A 12,831-nucleotide genomic window follows, 5' to 3' on the forward strand; every position below is an offset into this window, starting at 1 on the left:
GTCCGTTTTGCTCAATTTAGTAGCTTAATGTCGGCTAACGTGAGTAACTGCGGATCAACTGCAGGCACGAGGCAGCTGGGGAAGGCGACCCTCGTCCACAGCCTGGAGGTCCCGGTGACGACACGTGGAGTTCTGTACATCCACACCGCGCCCCGCGCGCTGTGCCCGCACGTCGAGTGGGCCGTCGCGGGGGTGCTCGGTGTGCGGGTGAGCCTGGACTGGATCCGCCAGCCGGCCGCACCCGGGCATTGGCGTGCCGAGCTCTCCTGGCAGGGGGAGCCCGGTACGGCTTCGAAGCTCGCCTCCGCGCTGCGCGGCTGGCAGCTGATGCGGTACGAGGTGACCAGCGAGCCCTGCGCCACGGCGGAGGGGGAGCGGTACAGCAGCACGCCCTCGCTCGGCATCTTCCACGCCGTCACGGGCATCCACGGCGACATCCTGATCCCCGAGGACCGGTTGCGCGCCGTCCTGCTGCGCGCCCGCAGCGAGGGGGCCGACCTGGAGGCCGAGATCGCCCGGCTGCTCGGCAAGCCCTGGGACGACGAGCTTGAGCCGTTCCGGTACGCGGGCGAGGGCGCGCCGGTGCGCTGGCTGCACCAGGTGGTCTGAGGCCGCCCCGCACGGACCGGACGGGCACGACGAAGGGGCCGGCGCTCTCCTTGAGCGCCGGCCCCTTCGTCACGGGCGTCAGCGGGTGCGGAAGGCCAGCACCACGTTGTGGCCGCCGAAGCCGAACGAGTTGTTCAGCGCGGCGATCCGGCCCTCGGGCAGCTTGCGGGCCTCGTCGCGGACGATGTCGGCGTCCACGTCGTCGTCCAGCTCGTCCACGTTGATGGTCGGCGGGGCGATCCGGTGGTACAGGGCCAGCACGGTGGCGACGGTCTCGATGCCGCCGGCGCCGCCCAGCAGGTGGCCCGTCATCGACTTGGTGGCCGAGACCGCGATGTGGTCGAGGTCGTCGCCCAGCTCCTTGCGCAGCGCCTTCAGCTCGGCGGTGTCGCCCTGGGGGGTCGAGGTGGCGTGCGCGTTGACGTGCACGATCTCGGCCTTGTCCAGCTCGTTGCGCTCGAACAGGTCGGCCAGCGCGCGGGCCACGCCGGCGCCGGTCGGCTCGGGCTGCGCGATGTGGTGGGCGTCCGAGGACAGGCCCTGGCCCACGGCCTCGCAGTAGATCCGGGCGCCGCGCGCCTCGGCGTGCTCGACCGACTCCAGCACGACCACGCCGGCACCCTCGCCCAGCACGAAGCCGTCGCGGGCCTTGTCGTAGGGGCGGGACGCGCGCTGGGGGTCGTCGTTCTTCTTGGACATCGCCATCATGTTGGCGAACGCGGCGATCGGCAGCGGGTGGATCGCCGCCTCGGTGCCGCCGGCCACCACGACGTCGGCGCGGCCGGTACGGATCATCTCGATCGCGTAGCCGATCGCCTCGGCGCCGGAGGCACAGGCGGAGACGGGGGTGTGCACGCCCGCGCGGGCGCCGACCTCCAGACCGACGTTGGCCGCCGGGGAGTTCGGCATCAGCATCGGGACGGTGTGCGGGGAGACCTTGCGGGCGCCCTTCTCCTTCAGCACGTCGTACTGGTCGAGGAGCGTGGTCACGCCGCCGATGCCGGAGGCGATCACGGCGCCCAGGCGCTCGGGGGCGAGCTTGGAGGACTCGTCGGTGGCGGGGGTCTCGTAGCCGGCGTCGGCCCAGGCCTCGCGGGCGGCGATCAGCGCGAACTGCGCCGAGCGGTCCAGCTTGCGGGCCAGCGGGCGGGGCAGGATCTCGCCCGGCTCGACGGCGGTCCTCGCCGCGATCTTCACCGGCAGGTCCTCGGCCCACTCCTCGGTCAGGGCCGCCACGCCGGACCGACCGGCGACCAGGTTCTCCCAGGTGCTGGCGGCGTCGGCGCCCAGCGGCGTGAAGGCGCCGATACCCGTGACGACCACGGTGCGGTTTTCAGCGGTCACTGGTTTCTTCTTCTCTCACGTGTGCGGGGGGTCGGCGGCGTGCCGAGGAAGGGCCCGGCCGGGCGCCCCGAGTGGGGGCGTCCCGGCCGGCGGGGTCGGCCAGGCTCGACGAGCCCGGCCGACCGGTCAGCCTTCGCCGGCGTACGGGACGCCGGACGGGCTGGCCGAGTCGAACTGGTCGGTCGATCAGGCGTTGAGGATGTAGTTCACCGCGTCGCCGACGGTCTTCAGGTTCTTGACCTCGTCGTCCGGGATCTTGACGTCGAAGCGCTCCTCGGCGGCCACGACGACCTCGACCATGGACAGCGAGTCGACGTCCAGGTCGTCGGTGAAGGACTTGTCGAGCTGGACGTCCTCGGTCGGGATGCCGGCGATCTCGTTGACGATCTCGGCGAGACCTTCCAGGACCTCTTCCTGGGTAGCCATACTGGCTGCTCCTCTACGGTGTTGAGCGTGTCCGGCCGGCGGCCGGGCACAGGCTTGTGAATTGGGCGAATGCGCCTAGGGGAGAGTAACGACTGCTGCGGCGTACACGAGACCCGCCCCGAACCCGATGATCAGGGCCAGGTCCCCGCTGTGGGCCTCACCGCTCTCCAGCATGCGTTCCATCGCCAGCGGGATGGAGGCCGCGGAAGTGTTGCCGGTCTCGGCGATGTCGCGGGCGACGGGTACCGACTCCGGCAGCTTGAGCGCCTTGATCATGGCATCCGTGATCCGCATGTTGGCCTGGTGGGGGATGAACGCGCCGAGCTGGTCGGCGGTGATCCCGGCGGCGTCCAGCGCCTGCTGGGCCACCTTGGCCATCTCCCAGACCGCCCAGCGGAAGACCGGCTGGCCGTCCATCCGCAGGGCCGGCCACTTGGTCTCCTCGCCCGCGCCGTTGATCGCGTCGGACTTGGCGAAGGCGGTGTCCCAGGCCTGGGTCTGGGTGATGAGGTCGGCCTGCGAGCCGTCCGAGCCCCAGATCAGCTTGCCGATGCCGGGGGTGTCCGACGGGCCGACGATCGCGGCGCCGGCGCCGTCACCGAAGATGAAGGCGGTGGAGCGGTCCGACTGGTCGGTCAGGTCGCTGAGCCGCTCGACGCCGATGACCAGCACGTAGTCGGCGTTGCCGCCGCGGATCATGCCGTCGGCCAGGCCGAGGCCGTAGCCGAAGCCGGCACAGGCGGCCGAGATGTCGAAGGCCGGGGCGTTGCCGCAGCCGAGCCGCTCGGAGATCTCGGTGGCGATCGCGGGGGTCTGCTTGAGGTGCGAGACGGTCGAGACGATCACGCCGCCGATCTGCTCGGCGGAGATCCCGGCCTGGGCGATGGCCTTGCCGGCCGCCTGGACCGACATCTCGGCGACGGACTCCTCCGGGCCGGCCCAGCGGCGCTCGGCGATCCCGCTGCGGGTGCGGATCCACTCGTCCGAGGAGTCGATCCACTCCAGGACCTCGGAGTTGGGGATCACCCGGACCGGGCGGTAGCCGCCGACGCCGAGGATGCGCGAGTACTGCGCGCCGCTCACCGGACGGATCTGGGGCTTGGTCATGCCTGGGTCTCCTGCTCCTGACCGCCGTGCTCCGCAACGAGCTCGCGGGCCTTGTCCAGATCGGCGGGGGTCTTGAGGGCGAGCGTGGCCACACCCTTGAGGTTGCGCTTGAGCAGCCCGGTGAGGGTGCCGGCGGGGGACAGCTCGATCACGGCCGTCGCACCCAGCTGCCCGAGGGTCTCCATGCAGAGGTCCCAGCGGACGGGGTTGGAGACCTGCGAGACCAGGCGCGCGAGCACCTCGGCACCGGTGTCCACGACCGCGCCGTCCCTGTTGGAGACGTAGCGGACCAGCGGGTCGGCCGCGGTCAGCGTCGGGGCCAGCTGGGCCAGCCGCTCGACGCCCGGGGCCATGTGCTCGGTGTGGAAGGCGCCGGCCACCTTGAGGGCGATCAGCTTGGCGCGGGTCGGCGGGTCCGCCTTCAGCGCCTCCAGCTGGTCCAGCGTGCCGGCGGCGACGATCTGGCCGCCGCCGTTGTTGTTGGCCGCGGTCAGACCGTGCTCGGCCAGCTTCGCCGCGACCTCCTCCGGCTCGCCGCCGAGCACGGCGAGCATGCCGGTCTCGGTGACGGCGGCGGCCTCGGCCATGGCCCGGCCGCGCTCACGCACGAAGGTCAGCGCGTCGTGGGCGCCGAGCACCCCGGCGCCGGCGGCGGCGGTGATCTCACCGACGCTGTGACCGGCCACGGCGCCGACCAGCTTGCGGGCGGCGTCCTCGTCCGGGAACAGCTCCCGGGCGGTCACCAGACCCGCCGCGACCAGCAGCGGCTGGGCGACGGCGGTGTCCTTGATCTCCTCGGCGGACGCCTCGGTACCGGCGTGCACCAAGTCGAGCCCGGCGACCTCCGACCAGCCGCGCAGGCGGTCGGCGACGCCGTCGAGCTCCAGCCAGGGGCTGAGGAAACCGGGGGACTGAGCACCCTGTCCAGGGGCGACGATTACGAGCACGGTTCAACCCTCTCTCGCCAGGCGCCCAGGGGCGGGTAGGCGACGGTAACGAAGAAAACCATCCCTGATTGTGCGGTTCCTACACTCCGGCTCAGCCGGGCTCCCCGACGGCGCCCAACCGGCCGAGGGCCAGTGCGATCCGCAGGGTGAACGCCGAACGTACGTCGGAGGGGGCGTACCCCGTGACGTCAGTCACACGTCGCAGCCGATAGCGCACCGTGTTGGGGTGGACAAAGAGCATCCGGGCCGCGCCCTCCAGGGAGGAGGCCTGCTCCAGGTAGACGCTCAGGGTCTCCAGCAGGGCGGACCCGGCCTCGTCCAGCGGTGTGTAGATCTCCTCCACCAGCTGACGGCGCGCGGCCTGGTCGCCGGCCAGTGCCCGCTCGGGCAGCAGGTCGTCGGCCAGCACCGGGCGGGGGGCGTCCGGCCAGGCGGCGCAGGCCCGCAGGCCGGCCGCGGCGGCGTGGGCCGAGCGGGTCGCGGAGAGCAGGTCGGGCACGGTCGGGCCGACCACCACCGGGCCCGGCGCGAACTGGCCGATCAGTGCCCGGGCCGCGTGCACCGGCTCCTTCTCGCCGCCGACCACGACCACCAGGCGCTTGCCCAGCACCCCGGTCAGCACGTTCAGCTTGGCGTACCGGGCGGCCCGGCGGATCGCCTCGACCACCAGCTCGCTGTCGCCGTCCGGCGCGCTGCCCATCACCACCCGGACCTGGCTGGGCTGGCCCCAGCCGAGTGCGGCGGCGCGGGAGAGCACGCCCTCGTCGGCGTCGCCGGACAGCAGCGAGTTGACCACCAGCGCCTCCAGCCGGGCGTCCCAGGCGCCGCGCGCCTCGGCGGCCTGGGCGTACACCTGGGCGGTCGCGAAGGCGATCTCCCGGGCGTAGACCAGCACCGACTCGCGCATGTCCGCCTCGTCGCCGGGGGCGGCCACCTCCTCGATGGCCTCCTCCATCACCTCGATCGTGGTGCGGATCAGCTCGACGGTCTGGCGCAGGGTGATCGCCCTGGTCAGCTCGCGCGGAGCGGTGCCGAAGACGTCGGTGGAGATCGCCTGGGCGGTGTCGGGGTGGCGGTACCACTCGGTGAAGGCGGCGATGCCGGCCTGGGCCACCAGGCCGATCCAGGAGCGGTGCTCCGGCGGCATCCGCCGGTACCAGCCGAGCTGGTCGTCCATCCGCGAGATCGCGGCGGTGGCCAGCTTGCCGGAGGACTTCTCCAGCCGCTTGAGCGTCGCCGCCCGGCGTTCGGCGCGCTCGGCGGCGTTTCTGCGCTCCTGGGCGGTCAGGCGGGGCGCCGCACGGCCGGGTCGGTCACGGGCCGACCGGGGGGCCGGGCCCTTTCCGGCGGGGTCGGGTGCGGGGCTGGGACTGGGTTCGCTCTTGGAGTTCGCGGAGGCGGCTGGCACAAGGACAAGACTGCCTCACGCGAGTGACTGCTCGTGCACACCCCCCCGGCACGGTGGCGCGGTGGCAGGAGTCGCACCGCGGGCCCAGCCACTACGGTGGGGGCGTGACCGAAGCCCTCGACCGCCCCCGTGCCGACCTGCGCCGCACCGCCGAGCGCTACCGCTCCGTCCCGGCCGAGGGCGTCGAGACCAGGCACGCGTTCTCCTTCTCCGGCCACTACGACCCGAAGAACACCCACTTCGGGGCACTGCTCGCGTGCAACGAGGAACTCCTCGCCCCCGGCGCCGGATTCGAGGAGCACAAGCACCGGGACACCGAGATCCTCACCTGGGTGCTGGAGGGCGCGCTCGCCCACCGCGATTCGCACGGCCACAGCGGGGTGGTCCGACCCGGGATGGTCCAGCACCTCAGCGCCGGTTCCGGGGTCACCCACACCGAGCGCAACGTCGGCGGCGCCACCGGGCCGGTCCGCTTCGTCCAGATGTGGCTCCAGCCGGACGAGTTCGACGCGCCCCCCGCCTACGGCCTGCGCAAGGTGGAACCGGCGGACGGCGGGTTGACGCTGCTCGCCTCCGGGCTGGAGCGCGATGCCGGGACGGACGCCCTGCGGCTGCGCCGCGGCGACGCCGCGCTCTGGCTGGCCACCGCCGGGCCGTGGCAGCCGCTGCCGCTACTGCCCGAGGCGCCCTGGCGGTACGCCCACCTGACCGCCGGCTCGCTGGGCTACCGGACCGTCCCGGGGCCCAAGGGCGGCGGCCGCTCGATGGTTCCGGGCGACAGCGTGCGGATCACCGGCGAGGCCTTCGCCGACCCGGCGGCGGGGGAGACCGGCGCCGAACTCCTGCTCTGGGAGATGCACTCGCCGGTCTCCTACGGTTAGGGCGTGTCTGAACAATTCCCGCCGGGTGCGCCGACGCGAATGGTCGGACACGCCCCAGCGGCTCAGCGCTTCGGGAGTTCTTCGAGCACCGCGTCGGAGAAGGCCGGCCAGGCCTCGACCGCCCACGGCCCGAAGTCCCGGTCGGTGAGCGCGACGCAGGCGGCGCCGGCCTGCGGGTCGACCCACAGGAAGGTGCCGGACTGGCCGAAGTGCCCGAAGGTTCCGGGGGAGTTGGCGGCGCCGGTCCAGTGCGGGCTCTTGCCGTCGCGGATCTCGAAGCCGAGGCCCCAGTCGTTCGGGCGCTGGTGGCCGTAGCCGGGCAGCACACCGCTGGTGCCGGGGAAGGCGACCTCGCGGGTGGCCTGCCGGAGCGTGGACGGGTCCAGCAGCTTGGGTGCCTGCAGTTCGGCGGCGAACCGGGCGAGGTCGGCGACGGTGGACAGGCCGCCGGCGCCGGCCGGGGACTTGTGCGCGGTGTTGATCAGGGTGTCCGTCATGCCCAGCGGCTCGAACACCGCCTCGGCGGCGTAGCGGGAGAACTCGATCCCGGCGGCCTCGGACAGCGTCCGGGCCAGCACGTCGAAGCCCGCGTTGGAGTAGAGCCGGCGGTTGCCGGGCTCGCCGAACACCCGGTGCTCGTCGAAGCCCAGGCCGGAGGTGTGCGCGAGCAGGTGGCGGACGGTCGAGCCGGCCGGACCGGCCGGGTCGTCCAGCTCGAACACGCCCTCCTCGACGGCGACCAGCGCCGCGTACGAGGTGAGCAGCTTGGTCACCGAGGCGAGCGGGAACAGGTGCTGCTGCGGCCCGTGCGCGCCCAGGACCGCGCCGTCCGCCCCCCGGACCACCGCCGCCGCGGCATGGGGCACCGGCCAGTTCTCGATCATCCGCAAGCTCTCCATGGGATCCGACTGTAGTCGCCGGGAAATTCCGCGGAGAAGGTGGTGGTGGAGCCACCCGGGTGTCGGGCTTGCTTGGAGTGCACTCCAACTCGGTAGCGTCGTTCACGTCGTCCAGGACAGGGGGAAACGAGCGATGGCCGCACCCGCACGCATCGAGATCGACCTGCGCAGCTGCTCCGAGGTGTTCAGCCGCCCCGTCGGGGATCCGGACCCGATGCCGAGGCACACCATCAGCGAGGTCGCCGCGGCGAGCGGGCTGACCACCCACACCCTGCGCTGGTACGAGCGGATCGGCCTGCTGGACCCGGTCGACCGGGCGGCGGGCGGCCAGCGCCGCTACTCCGACGCCGATCTGCACCGGCTGGCCTTCCTGGGCCGGCTGCGGCTGACCGGCATGTCGGTGGCGGACATGCTCAAGTACGTGGACATGGCCCGCCAGGGCGAGCAGACCTACGGGGAGCGGCGGCTGCTCCTGGAGGCCCAGCGCGAGGAGGTCCGACAGCGGATCGTGGACCTCCAGGCCACCCTCGCCGTCCTCGACTACAAGATCGATCTCTATGCCGGGAAGGTCGCCGGTGGCGCCGGAATCCCGGCCAAGTGCCAGAACATCCATGTAGAGGAAGAGCAGAGCGCATGACTCAGACCGTCCTTCCCACCGTCGAACTCGGCACCGGCGGCCCGCTGGTGGGCGTCCAGGGCCTCGGCTGCATGGGCATGAGCGAGTTCTACGGCCCCACCGACACCGGCGAGGCGCTCGCCACCCTGGACGCCGCGCTGGCGACCGGTGTCACCCTCTTCGACACCGCCGACATGTACGGCTCCGGCCGCAACGAGGAGCTGATCGGCCCCTTCGTCCGGGCCAACCGGAACCAGGTGGTGCTCGCCACCAAGTTCTCCATCCTGCGCTCCGAGGAGGACGGCGCGGTCCGCGGCATCAGCAACGACCCGGCGTACATCCGGACCGCGGTGGACGCCTCGCTGCGCCGCCTCGGCACGGACGTGATCGACCTGTACTACATGCACCGCCGCGACCCGGCCGTGCCGCTGGCCGACTCGGTCGGTGCCATGGCCGAGCTGGTGCGGGCCGGCAAGGTGCGCCACCTCGGCCTGTCCGAGGTGACCGGGGCGGAGCTGCGCGAGGCGCACGCGATCCACCCGATCGCCGCGCTCCAGTCCGAGTGGTCGGTGTTCGCCCGTGACGTCGAGCGCACGGCGGTCCCGGCCGCGGCGGAGCTGGGCGTCGCCTTCGTGCCGTACTCGCCGCTCGGGCGGGGCTTCCTGACCGGCGCCTTCCAGGACGCCAAGGAGCTCTCGGCGGACGACTACCGCCGTTCCCACCCGCGCTACACCGGCGACAACGCGGCCGCCAACGGCGAACTGCTCGACCCGCTGCGGAAGATCGCGGCGGCCCGCGGCGTGACGCTCGCCCAGGTCGCACTGGCCTGGGTGCACCAGCAGGCCGAGGTGCACGGGCTGGCCGTCGTGCCGATCCCGGGCACCCGCAGGCGCGGCCGGCTCGCCGAGAACACCGCGGCGGCGACGCTGCGGCTGACCGCCGAGGAGCTGGCGCTGCTGGAGCCGGTGGCCGGCCGGGTGGCGGGGAACCGCTACGCGGACATGAGCTCCACCTCGGCGGCGCGCGAGTAGCGGGACCGGCGGCCCGGGGGAGCCGGCGCGGGCTCCCCCGGGCCGCCGGGCCGGTGCCGGGCTCAGACCGTCCGGCCCATCCAGGCGGCCAGCCGGGTGTGCACGTCGGCGTCCTCGGCGACCGGCCGGACGGCGGCGAACGGGACGCCCGGCACCCGCTGTTCGGCCGGCAGCACGAACTCGGCGACGGCCAGCGCGGTCCGCGCCAGGTCGTCGTCCAGGGCGAAGCCGTTGCCGAGGCTCCCGGCGATGTCCCCGGAGTGGGTCACCAGCTCCATCAGGTAGCCGGCCACCGCCGCCGCGCCGGGCACCTCGCCCCAGGGGGCGACGGTCGGGCGGCCGAGCTTGGCGTCGTCCGCCCAGGCGGCGGTGACCCGGGCTCGGGCCCGGCCCAGCGCGGCCGGCCAGCCCTCGTCCGAGGGGTCCTCGACGGCGGCCACGACGTCCTCGGCGCGGCCGCCCTCGCCCATGTACGCGAACCGGTGGATGCCGCCGACCACGTGGTTCAGCAGCTGACGCAGGGTGAACTCGGTGCAGGGGGTGGGCCGGTCGAGGTCGGCCGGGGCGATCGTGGCGAACAGCTTCTCCAGCTGGTCGAGGGCGGTCAGGTACTGCGGGCGGGCATCCTGGACAGCGGTCATCGGCGCTCAACTCCCTGGTGTCGGGTGGTCTTTCGGGCTCGGAACGCAATTTCCCAGTAAAACCTGACAACTGCCGTCAGGATTACTGGGATTCTTGGGGCATGAAGGCCGACCGCCTGCTCTCGATCCTGCTGCTGCTCCAGACCCGCGGCCGGGTGTCCGCCACCGAACTCGCCGAGCGGCTGGAGGTGTCCGTCCGCACCATCTACCGCGACGTCGAGTCGCTCTCCGCCGCCGGGGTGCCGGTGTTCACCGAGCGCGGGCGGCACGGCGGCATCGGCCTGCTGCCCGGCTACCGCACCGACGTCACGGGCCTGACCGCGGACGAGGCCAGGGCGCTGTTCGTGCTCTCCGCCCAGGGCGCGCACAGCGACCTCGGGCTGGACGGGGCGCTCGGTTCGGCGCTGCGCAAGGTGATGGCGGCGCTGCCGGCCCCGCACCGGCCGGCCGCCGAGCGGATCAGCGAGCGGATCCTGGTCGACCCGGCCCGCTGGATGCAGACCCCCGGCGCGGTCGGCCCCGCCGCCGGGCCGGACCTGGGCGAGCTGCAGTACGCCGTCTTCGCCGACCGGCGGCTGCGGCTGCGCTACCGGCACGGCGGCACGCCCGCGCCGGTGGAGTACACCGTCGACCCGTACGGGCTGGTGAGCAAGGCGGCGGTCTGGTACCTGGTGGCCGATCTGCACGGCGAGCCGCGGCTGTTCCGGGTCGACCGGGTGCTGGCCGCCGACACCACCGAGGAGACGGTGCGGCGCCGGGCCGGGGTCGGGCTCGGTGACGCCTGGGCGGTGCTGCGCGAGCAGGTGGAGCGGCTGCCGAAGGACCTGCCGGTGCGGGTGCGGGTCCGGCGCGGACGGCTGGACATGTTCCTGCGCATCCACGGCGGCCGGGTCACCGCGCCGCCGCCGGAGGCGGGCGCCGGGCCGCCCGAGGAGTGGGCCGAGGTGGCGATGGCCTTCCCGGCACCGGCGGCCGTCCGGTCGCTGCTGGCCTTCGGCGCGGACGTCGAGGTGCTGGTCCCGCCGGCCGCCCGGCGCGAGCTGGCCAGGGCGGCGGCGGAGGCCCTGCGGCTGTACCAGGACCAGCCGTCCTGAGCCCCGGGGGCCGGCCTCAGGAGCCGGGGTTGGCCCGGACCACGTCCTGGTAGCGGCCGAGGGAGATCGCCGCGAAGTTGCGCAGGCTGTCGGTGCCCTCGGTGAAGTAGCCGTTGTGGCCGGCCGCGCGGGCCGAGGAGATCTGCTCGGAGCCGAAGCCGCTCGCCGTCGGGTCGGCGCCGTGGCCGAGTCCGCCGACCTCCAGGAACGGCACGTTGCCGATCCAGTCGCTGGGGTTGCGGGTGGCCCAGACGTGCACGCCGGCGCCCAGTTCGGTGGTGCTCTGCACGCCCATGCCGGGGCTGCCGAAGACCACCAGGTCGGTGATGCCGGAGGTGTCGGACGGCGAGGCCGCCGCGCGCGGGATCTCCGGGGCGGCGGTGCCGCAGACCACCGAGCCGTACGAGTGGCAGAGCAGCGACGGCGGCGCGTCCGGCCGGGTGGTCTCCTTCAGCCCGGAGAGCAGCCGCTCCAGCCGGGGGGCGGCGACGTCGGCGAGCCGGGAGGTGGCGGCGTCCGGGCCGAGGCCGGAGGGGGTGACGTAGCCGGTCCAGGAGATCACGGCGGTCCGGGTGTTCGGCGCCTGGCGCCGCTCCTCGGCGTGGAGGGCGCGGGCCATGCCGGCCGGGGAGCGCAGCGGCTCGGCGGCCTGGTCGTGGTGGCCGAGGTCGGCGTCCGAGCCGGGGACGAGCACGGAGATCCGCTCGGCGTCGGCGAGGTCGCCCCACACCTCGCTGACCAGGCCGCGGCCGCGCGGGTCGAAGGCCAGGACCTGCCGGCCGGGGGCGAGCAGGTGCTCGACGTCGTTGGCGCGGGAGACGGCCAGCGCGCGGGTGTCGGAGTCCAGTTCGCGGTCGGCGGCGCGGGCCAGGGCCCGGTCGCGCTCGGCGGCCAGGGCGATCCTGTTGGCGCGGTAGCGCAGGTCCAGCGGGGCGCCGTCGTAGTTGCCGACGACCAGCGGGTACTGCTGGATCAGCCGGTCCAGTTCGGTGGGCGCGAGCGAGGCGAAGAACGCCGCGGCGGCGGCCGGGGCGGTGGTGGCCGGGTCGGGCAGGGAGTGGCCGAAGGAGTGGTCCTGGACCCAGGCGGCGCTGCCGGCCGGAGGGGTGGAGATCGCCAGCTGTTCGGAGGAGACCGCGGCCGCGGCGGCGGCGCCTCCGGCGTCGGCGAGCACCGCGCAGCCGGCGAACGCCCCGATCAGTACCCGCTTCCAGCGCCGACGGTTGCGCACCGCACCAACTCCCTTGGGGCCCGTCACCGTTTCGCGGGCGGTGCCCGGAGGGTGCGATAGCTCTGCTGACTTCCCTGCGCAAGCCTAGGGGGCCCGGAGGGAGGACGGGAACGCCTAAACTGTGGGATGGATCACATGAACCCGGGGTGTCCGCGCGACGTCTCCCAGTGGTTCGGACGGTGCCCCGTGCGGCCGTTCGACAGGGCCGCGCTCAGGCGTCGAACTCGCGTACCAGGCGCTTCGGCGCCGTCCGCCGCCAGGCCTCGGTGACGAGGTCGTGCAGCTCGTCCCGGTCCACCAGGTCCAGCCGGACGCTCACCCAGCCGTGCCGTCCGACGTACGGGGCGGAGGAGAACACCTCGGGTTCGGCGGCGAGCAGTTCGGCCTGGTCCTCGAGGGAGGCCTTGACGGTGACCCGGTCCCCGTCGGGCGCGCCCATCGCGAAGATCCGGCCGCGGACCCGCAGCGTCTCGATGTCCCAGGTCGGCTCCTGGGCGGCTTCCGGCAGGGCCAGCGCCATCGTGCGGAACTCGTCGAACGTCACCATGGCGGCAGGGTAGGGCAGGACACCGACAGCGTGCCGCAGGGGCGCGGACC

At 73.5% G+C, this 12,831-nt stretch carries 14 protein-coding genes; 5 read left to right on the forward strand and 9 right to left on the reverse strand.

Annotated features, from left to right (window positions below; translation table 11 throughout):
* The first annotated feature begins 114 nt into the window (after nt 1-114).
* Nucleotides 115-609: a DUF3145 domain-containing protein gene (locus ACGFSC_RS20525; RefSeq protein ID WP_359913089.1), complete on the forward strand. Its 495-nt coding sequence runs from the start codon at nt 115-117 to the stop codon at nt 607-609.
* Nucleotides 610-687: 78 nt separating this feature from the next.
* Here the strand turns inward: ACGFSC_RS20525 and fabF are convergent, their stop codons facing one another.
* The 5 genes from fabF to ACGFSC_RS20550 all read right to left on the reverse strand — a co-directional run bounded on the left by fabF (nt 688) and on the right by ACGFSC_RS20550 (nt 5,721).
* The gene (gene fabF / locus ACGFSC_RS20530; protein WP_359913086.1) at nt 688-1,953 is read right to left on the reverse strand and encodes a beta-ketoacyl-ACP synthase II; all 1,266 of its coding nucleotides are present in this window, start codon (nt 1,951-1,953) and stop codon (nt 688-690) included.
* A 186-nt stretch (nt 1,954-2,139) separates the two neighbouring features.
* A complete protein-coding gene (locus ACGFSC_RS20535; protein WP_224283099.1) occupies nt 2,140-2,379 on the reverse strand; it encodes an acyl carrier protein in 240 nt (79 codons plus the stop codon).
* Nucleotides 2,380-2,454: 75 nt separating this feature from the next.
* A complete protein-coding gene (locus ACGFSC_RS20540; protein ID WP_359913083.1) occupies nt 2,455-3,486 on the reverse strand; it encodes a beta-ketoacyl-ACP synthase III in 1,032 nt (343 codons plus the stop codon).
* Nucleotides 3,483-4,433, reverse strand: coding sequence for an ACP S-malonyltransferase (locus ACGFSC_RS20545; RefSeq protein ID WP_359913080.1), 951 nt, complete (start codon nt 4,431-4,433; stop codon nt 3,483-3,485). Before ACGFSC_RS20545 ends, ACGFSC_RS20540 begins: the two co-directional genes overlap by 4 nt.
* Nucleotides 4,434-4,524: 91 nt before the next feature.
* On the reverse strand, nt 4,525-5,721 hold the full coding sequence (locus ACGFSC_RS20550; RefSeq protein ID WP_359913095.1) for a helix-turn-helix domain-containing protein: 1,197 nt from the start codon (nt 5,719-5,721) through the stop codon (nt 4,525-4,527).
* 224 nt (nt 5,722-5,945) lie between these two features.
* On the opposite strand from ACGFSC_RS20550, the gene ACGFSC_RS20555 reads away from it, so the two are divergent.
* Complete coding sequence (locus ACGFSC_RS20555) at nt 5,946-6,722, forward strand: pirin family protein (RefSeq protein ID WP_359913077.1); 777 nt, start codon at nt 5,946-5,948, stop codon at nt 6,720-6,722.
* Between the two features lie 62 nt (nt 6,723-6,784).
* Here the strand turns inward: ACGFSC_RS20555 and ACGFSC_RS20560 are convergent, their stop codons facing one another.
* Nucleotides 6,785-7,621, reverse strand: a complete 837-nt coding sequence (locus ACGFSC_RS20560; RefSeq protein ID WP_359913074.1) for a serine hydrolase domain-containing protein — start codon at nt 7,619-7,621, stop codon at nt 6,785-6,787.
* 214 nt (nt 7,622-7,835) lie between these two features.
* Between ACGFSC_RS20560 and ACGFSC_RS20565 the strand changes: the two genes are divergently transcribed.
* Nucleotides 7,836-8,258, forward strand: coding sequence for a MerR family transcriptional regulator (locus ACGFSC_RS20565; RefSeq protein ID WP_359913092.1), 423 nt, complete (start codon nt 7,836-7,838; stop codon nt 8,256-8,258).
* Nucleotides 8,255-9,268 carry an aldo/keto reductase gene (locus ACGFSC_RS20570; RefSeq protein WP_359913072.1) on the forward strand — a complete coding sequence of 338 codons (1,014 nt, stop codon included), beginning with the start codon at nt 8,255-8,257 and terminating at the stop codon, nt 9,266-9,268. Before ACGFSC_RS20565 ends, ACGFSC_RS20570 begins: the two co-directional genes overlap by 4 nt.
* Before the next feature lie 62 nt (nt 9,269-9,330).
* Here the strand turns inward: ACGFSC_RS20570 and ACGFSC_RS20575 are convergent, their stop codons facing one another.
* Entirely contained in the window at nt 9,331-9,909 is a 579-nt protein-coding gene (locus ACGFSC_RS20575; protein ID WP_359913069.1) for a TIGR03086 family metal-binding protein, read from the reverse strand.
* 101 nt (nt 9,910-10,010) lie between these two features.
* Between ACGFSC_RS20575 and ACGFSC_RS20580 the strand changes: the two genes are divergently transcribed.
* Complete coding sequence (locus ACGFSC_RS20580; protein WP_359913066.1) at nt 10,011-11,003, forward strand: WYL domain-containing protein; 993 nt, start codon at nt 10,011-10,013, stop codon at nt 11,001-11,003.
* Nucleotides 11,004-11,019: 16 nt separating this feature from the next.
* Here the strand turns inward: ACGFSC_RS20580 and ACGFSC_RS20585 are convergent, their stop codons facing one another.
* Nucleotides 11,020-12,234 carry an alpha/beta hydrolase gene (locus tag ACGFSC_RS20585; protein ID WP_359913063.1) on the reverse strand — a complete coding sequence of 405 codons (1,215 nt, stop codon included), beginning with the start codon at nt 12,232-12,234 and terminating at the stop codon, nt 11,020-11,022.
* Nucleotides 12,235-12,445: 211 nt separating this feature from the next.
* Nucleotides 12,446-12,781 (reverse strand): MmcQ/YjbR family DNA-binding protein, encoded by a 336-nt coding sequence (locus ACGFSC_RS20590; protein WP_359913061.1) that lies wholly within the window; start codon nt 12,779-12,781, stop codon nt 12,446-12,448.
* Nucleotides 12,782-12,831: the final 50 nt, after the last annotated feature.

This window comes from Kitasatospora sp. NPDC048715 (assembly GCF_043198905.1).
Taxonomy (GTDB): domain Bacteria; phylum Actinomycetota; class Actinomycetes; order Streptomycetales; family Streptomycetaceae; genus Kitasatospora; species Kitasatospora lactacystinica.

Bases quoted from the DNA above. Each gene is read 5' to 3' on its own strand.
- ACGFSC_RS20535 (WP_224283099.1), bottom strand. From the start codon at position 2,379: ATGGCTACCCAGGAAGAGGTCCTGGAAGGTCTCGCCGAGATCGTCAAC.
- ACGFSC_RS20540 (WP_359913083.1), bottom strand. From the start codon at position 3,486: ATGACCAAGCCCCAGATCCGTCCGGTGAGCGGCGCGCAGTACTCGCGC.
- ACGFSC_RS20560 (WP_359913074.1), bottom strand. From the start codon at position 7,621: ATGGAGAGCTTGCGGATGATCGAGAACTGGCCGGTGCCCCATGCCGCG.
- ACGFSC_RS20565 (WP_359913092.1), top strand. From the start codon at position 7,836: ATGCCGAGGCACACCATCAGCGAGGTCGCCGCGGCGAGCGGGCTGACC.
- ACGFSC_RS20570 (WP_359913072.1), top strand. From the start codon at position 8,255: ATGACTCAGACCGTCCTTCCCACCGTCGAACTCGGCACCGGCGGCCCG.
- ACGFSC_RS20575 (WP_359913069.1), bottom strand. From the start codon at position 9,909: ATGACCGCTGTCCAGGATGCCCGCCCGCAGTACCTGACCGCCCTCGAC.
- ACGFSC_RS20580 (WP_359913066.1), top strand. From the start codon at position 10,011: ATGAAGGCCGACCGCCTGCTCTCGATCCTGCTGCTGCTCCAGACCCGC.
- ACGFSC_RS20590 (WP_359913061.1), bottom strand. From the start codon at position 12,781: ATGGTGACGTTCGACGAGTTCCGCACGATGGCGCTGGCCCTGCCGGAA.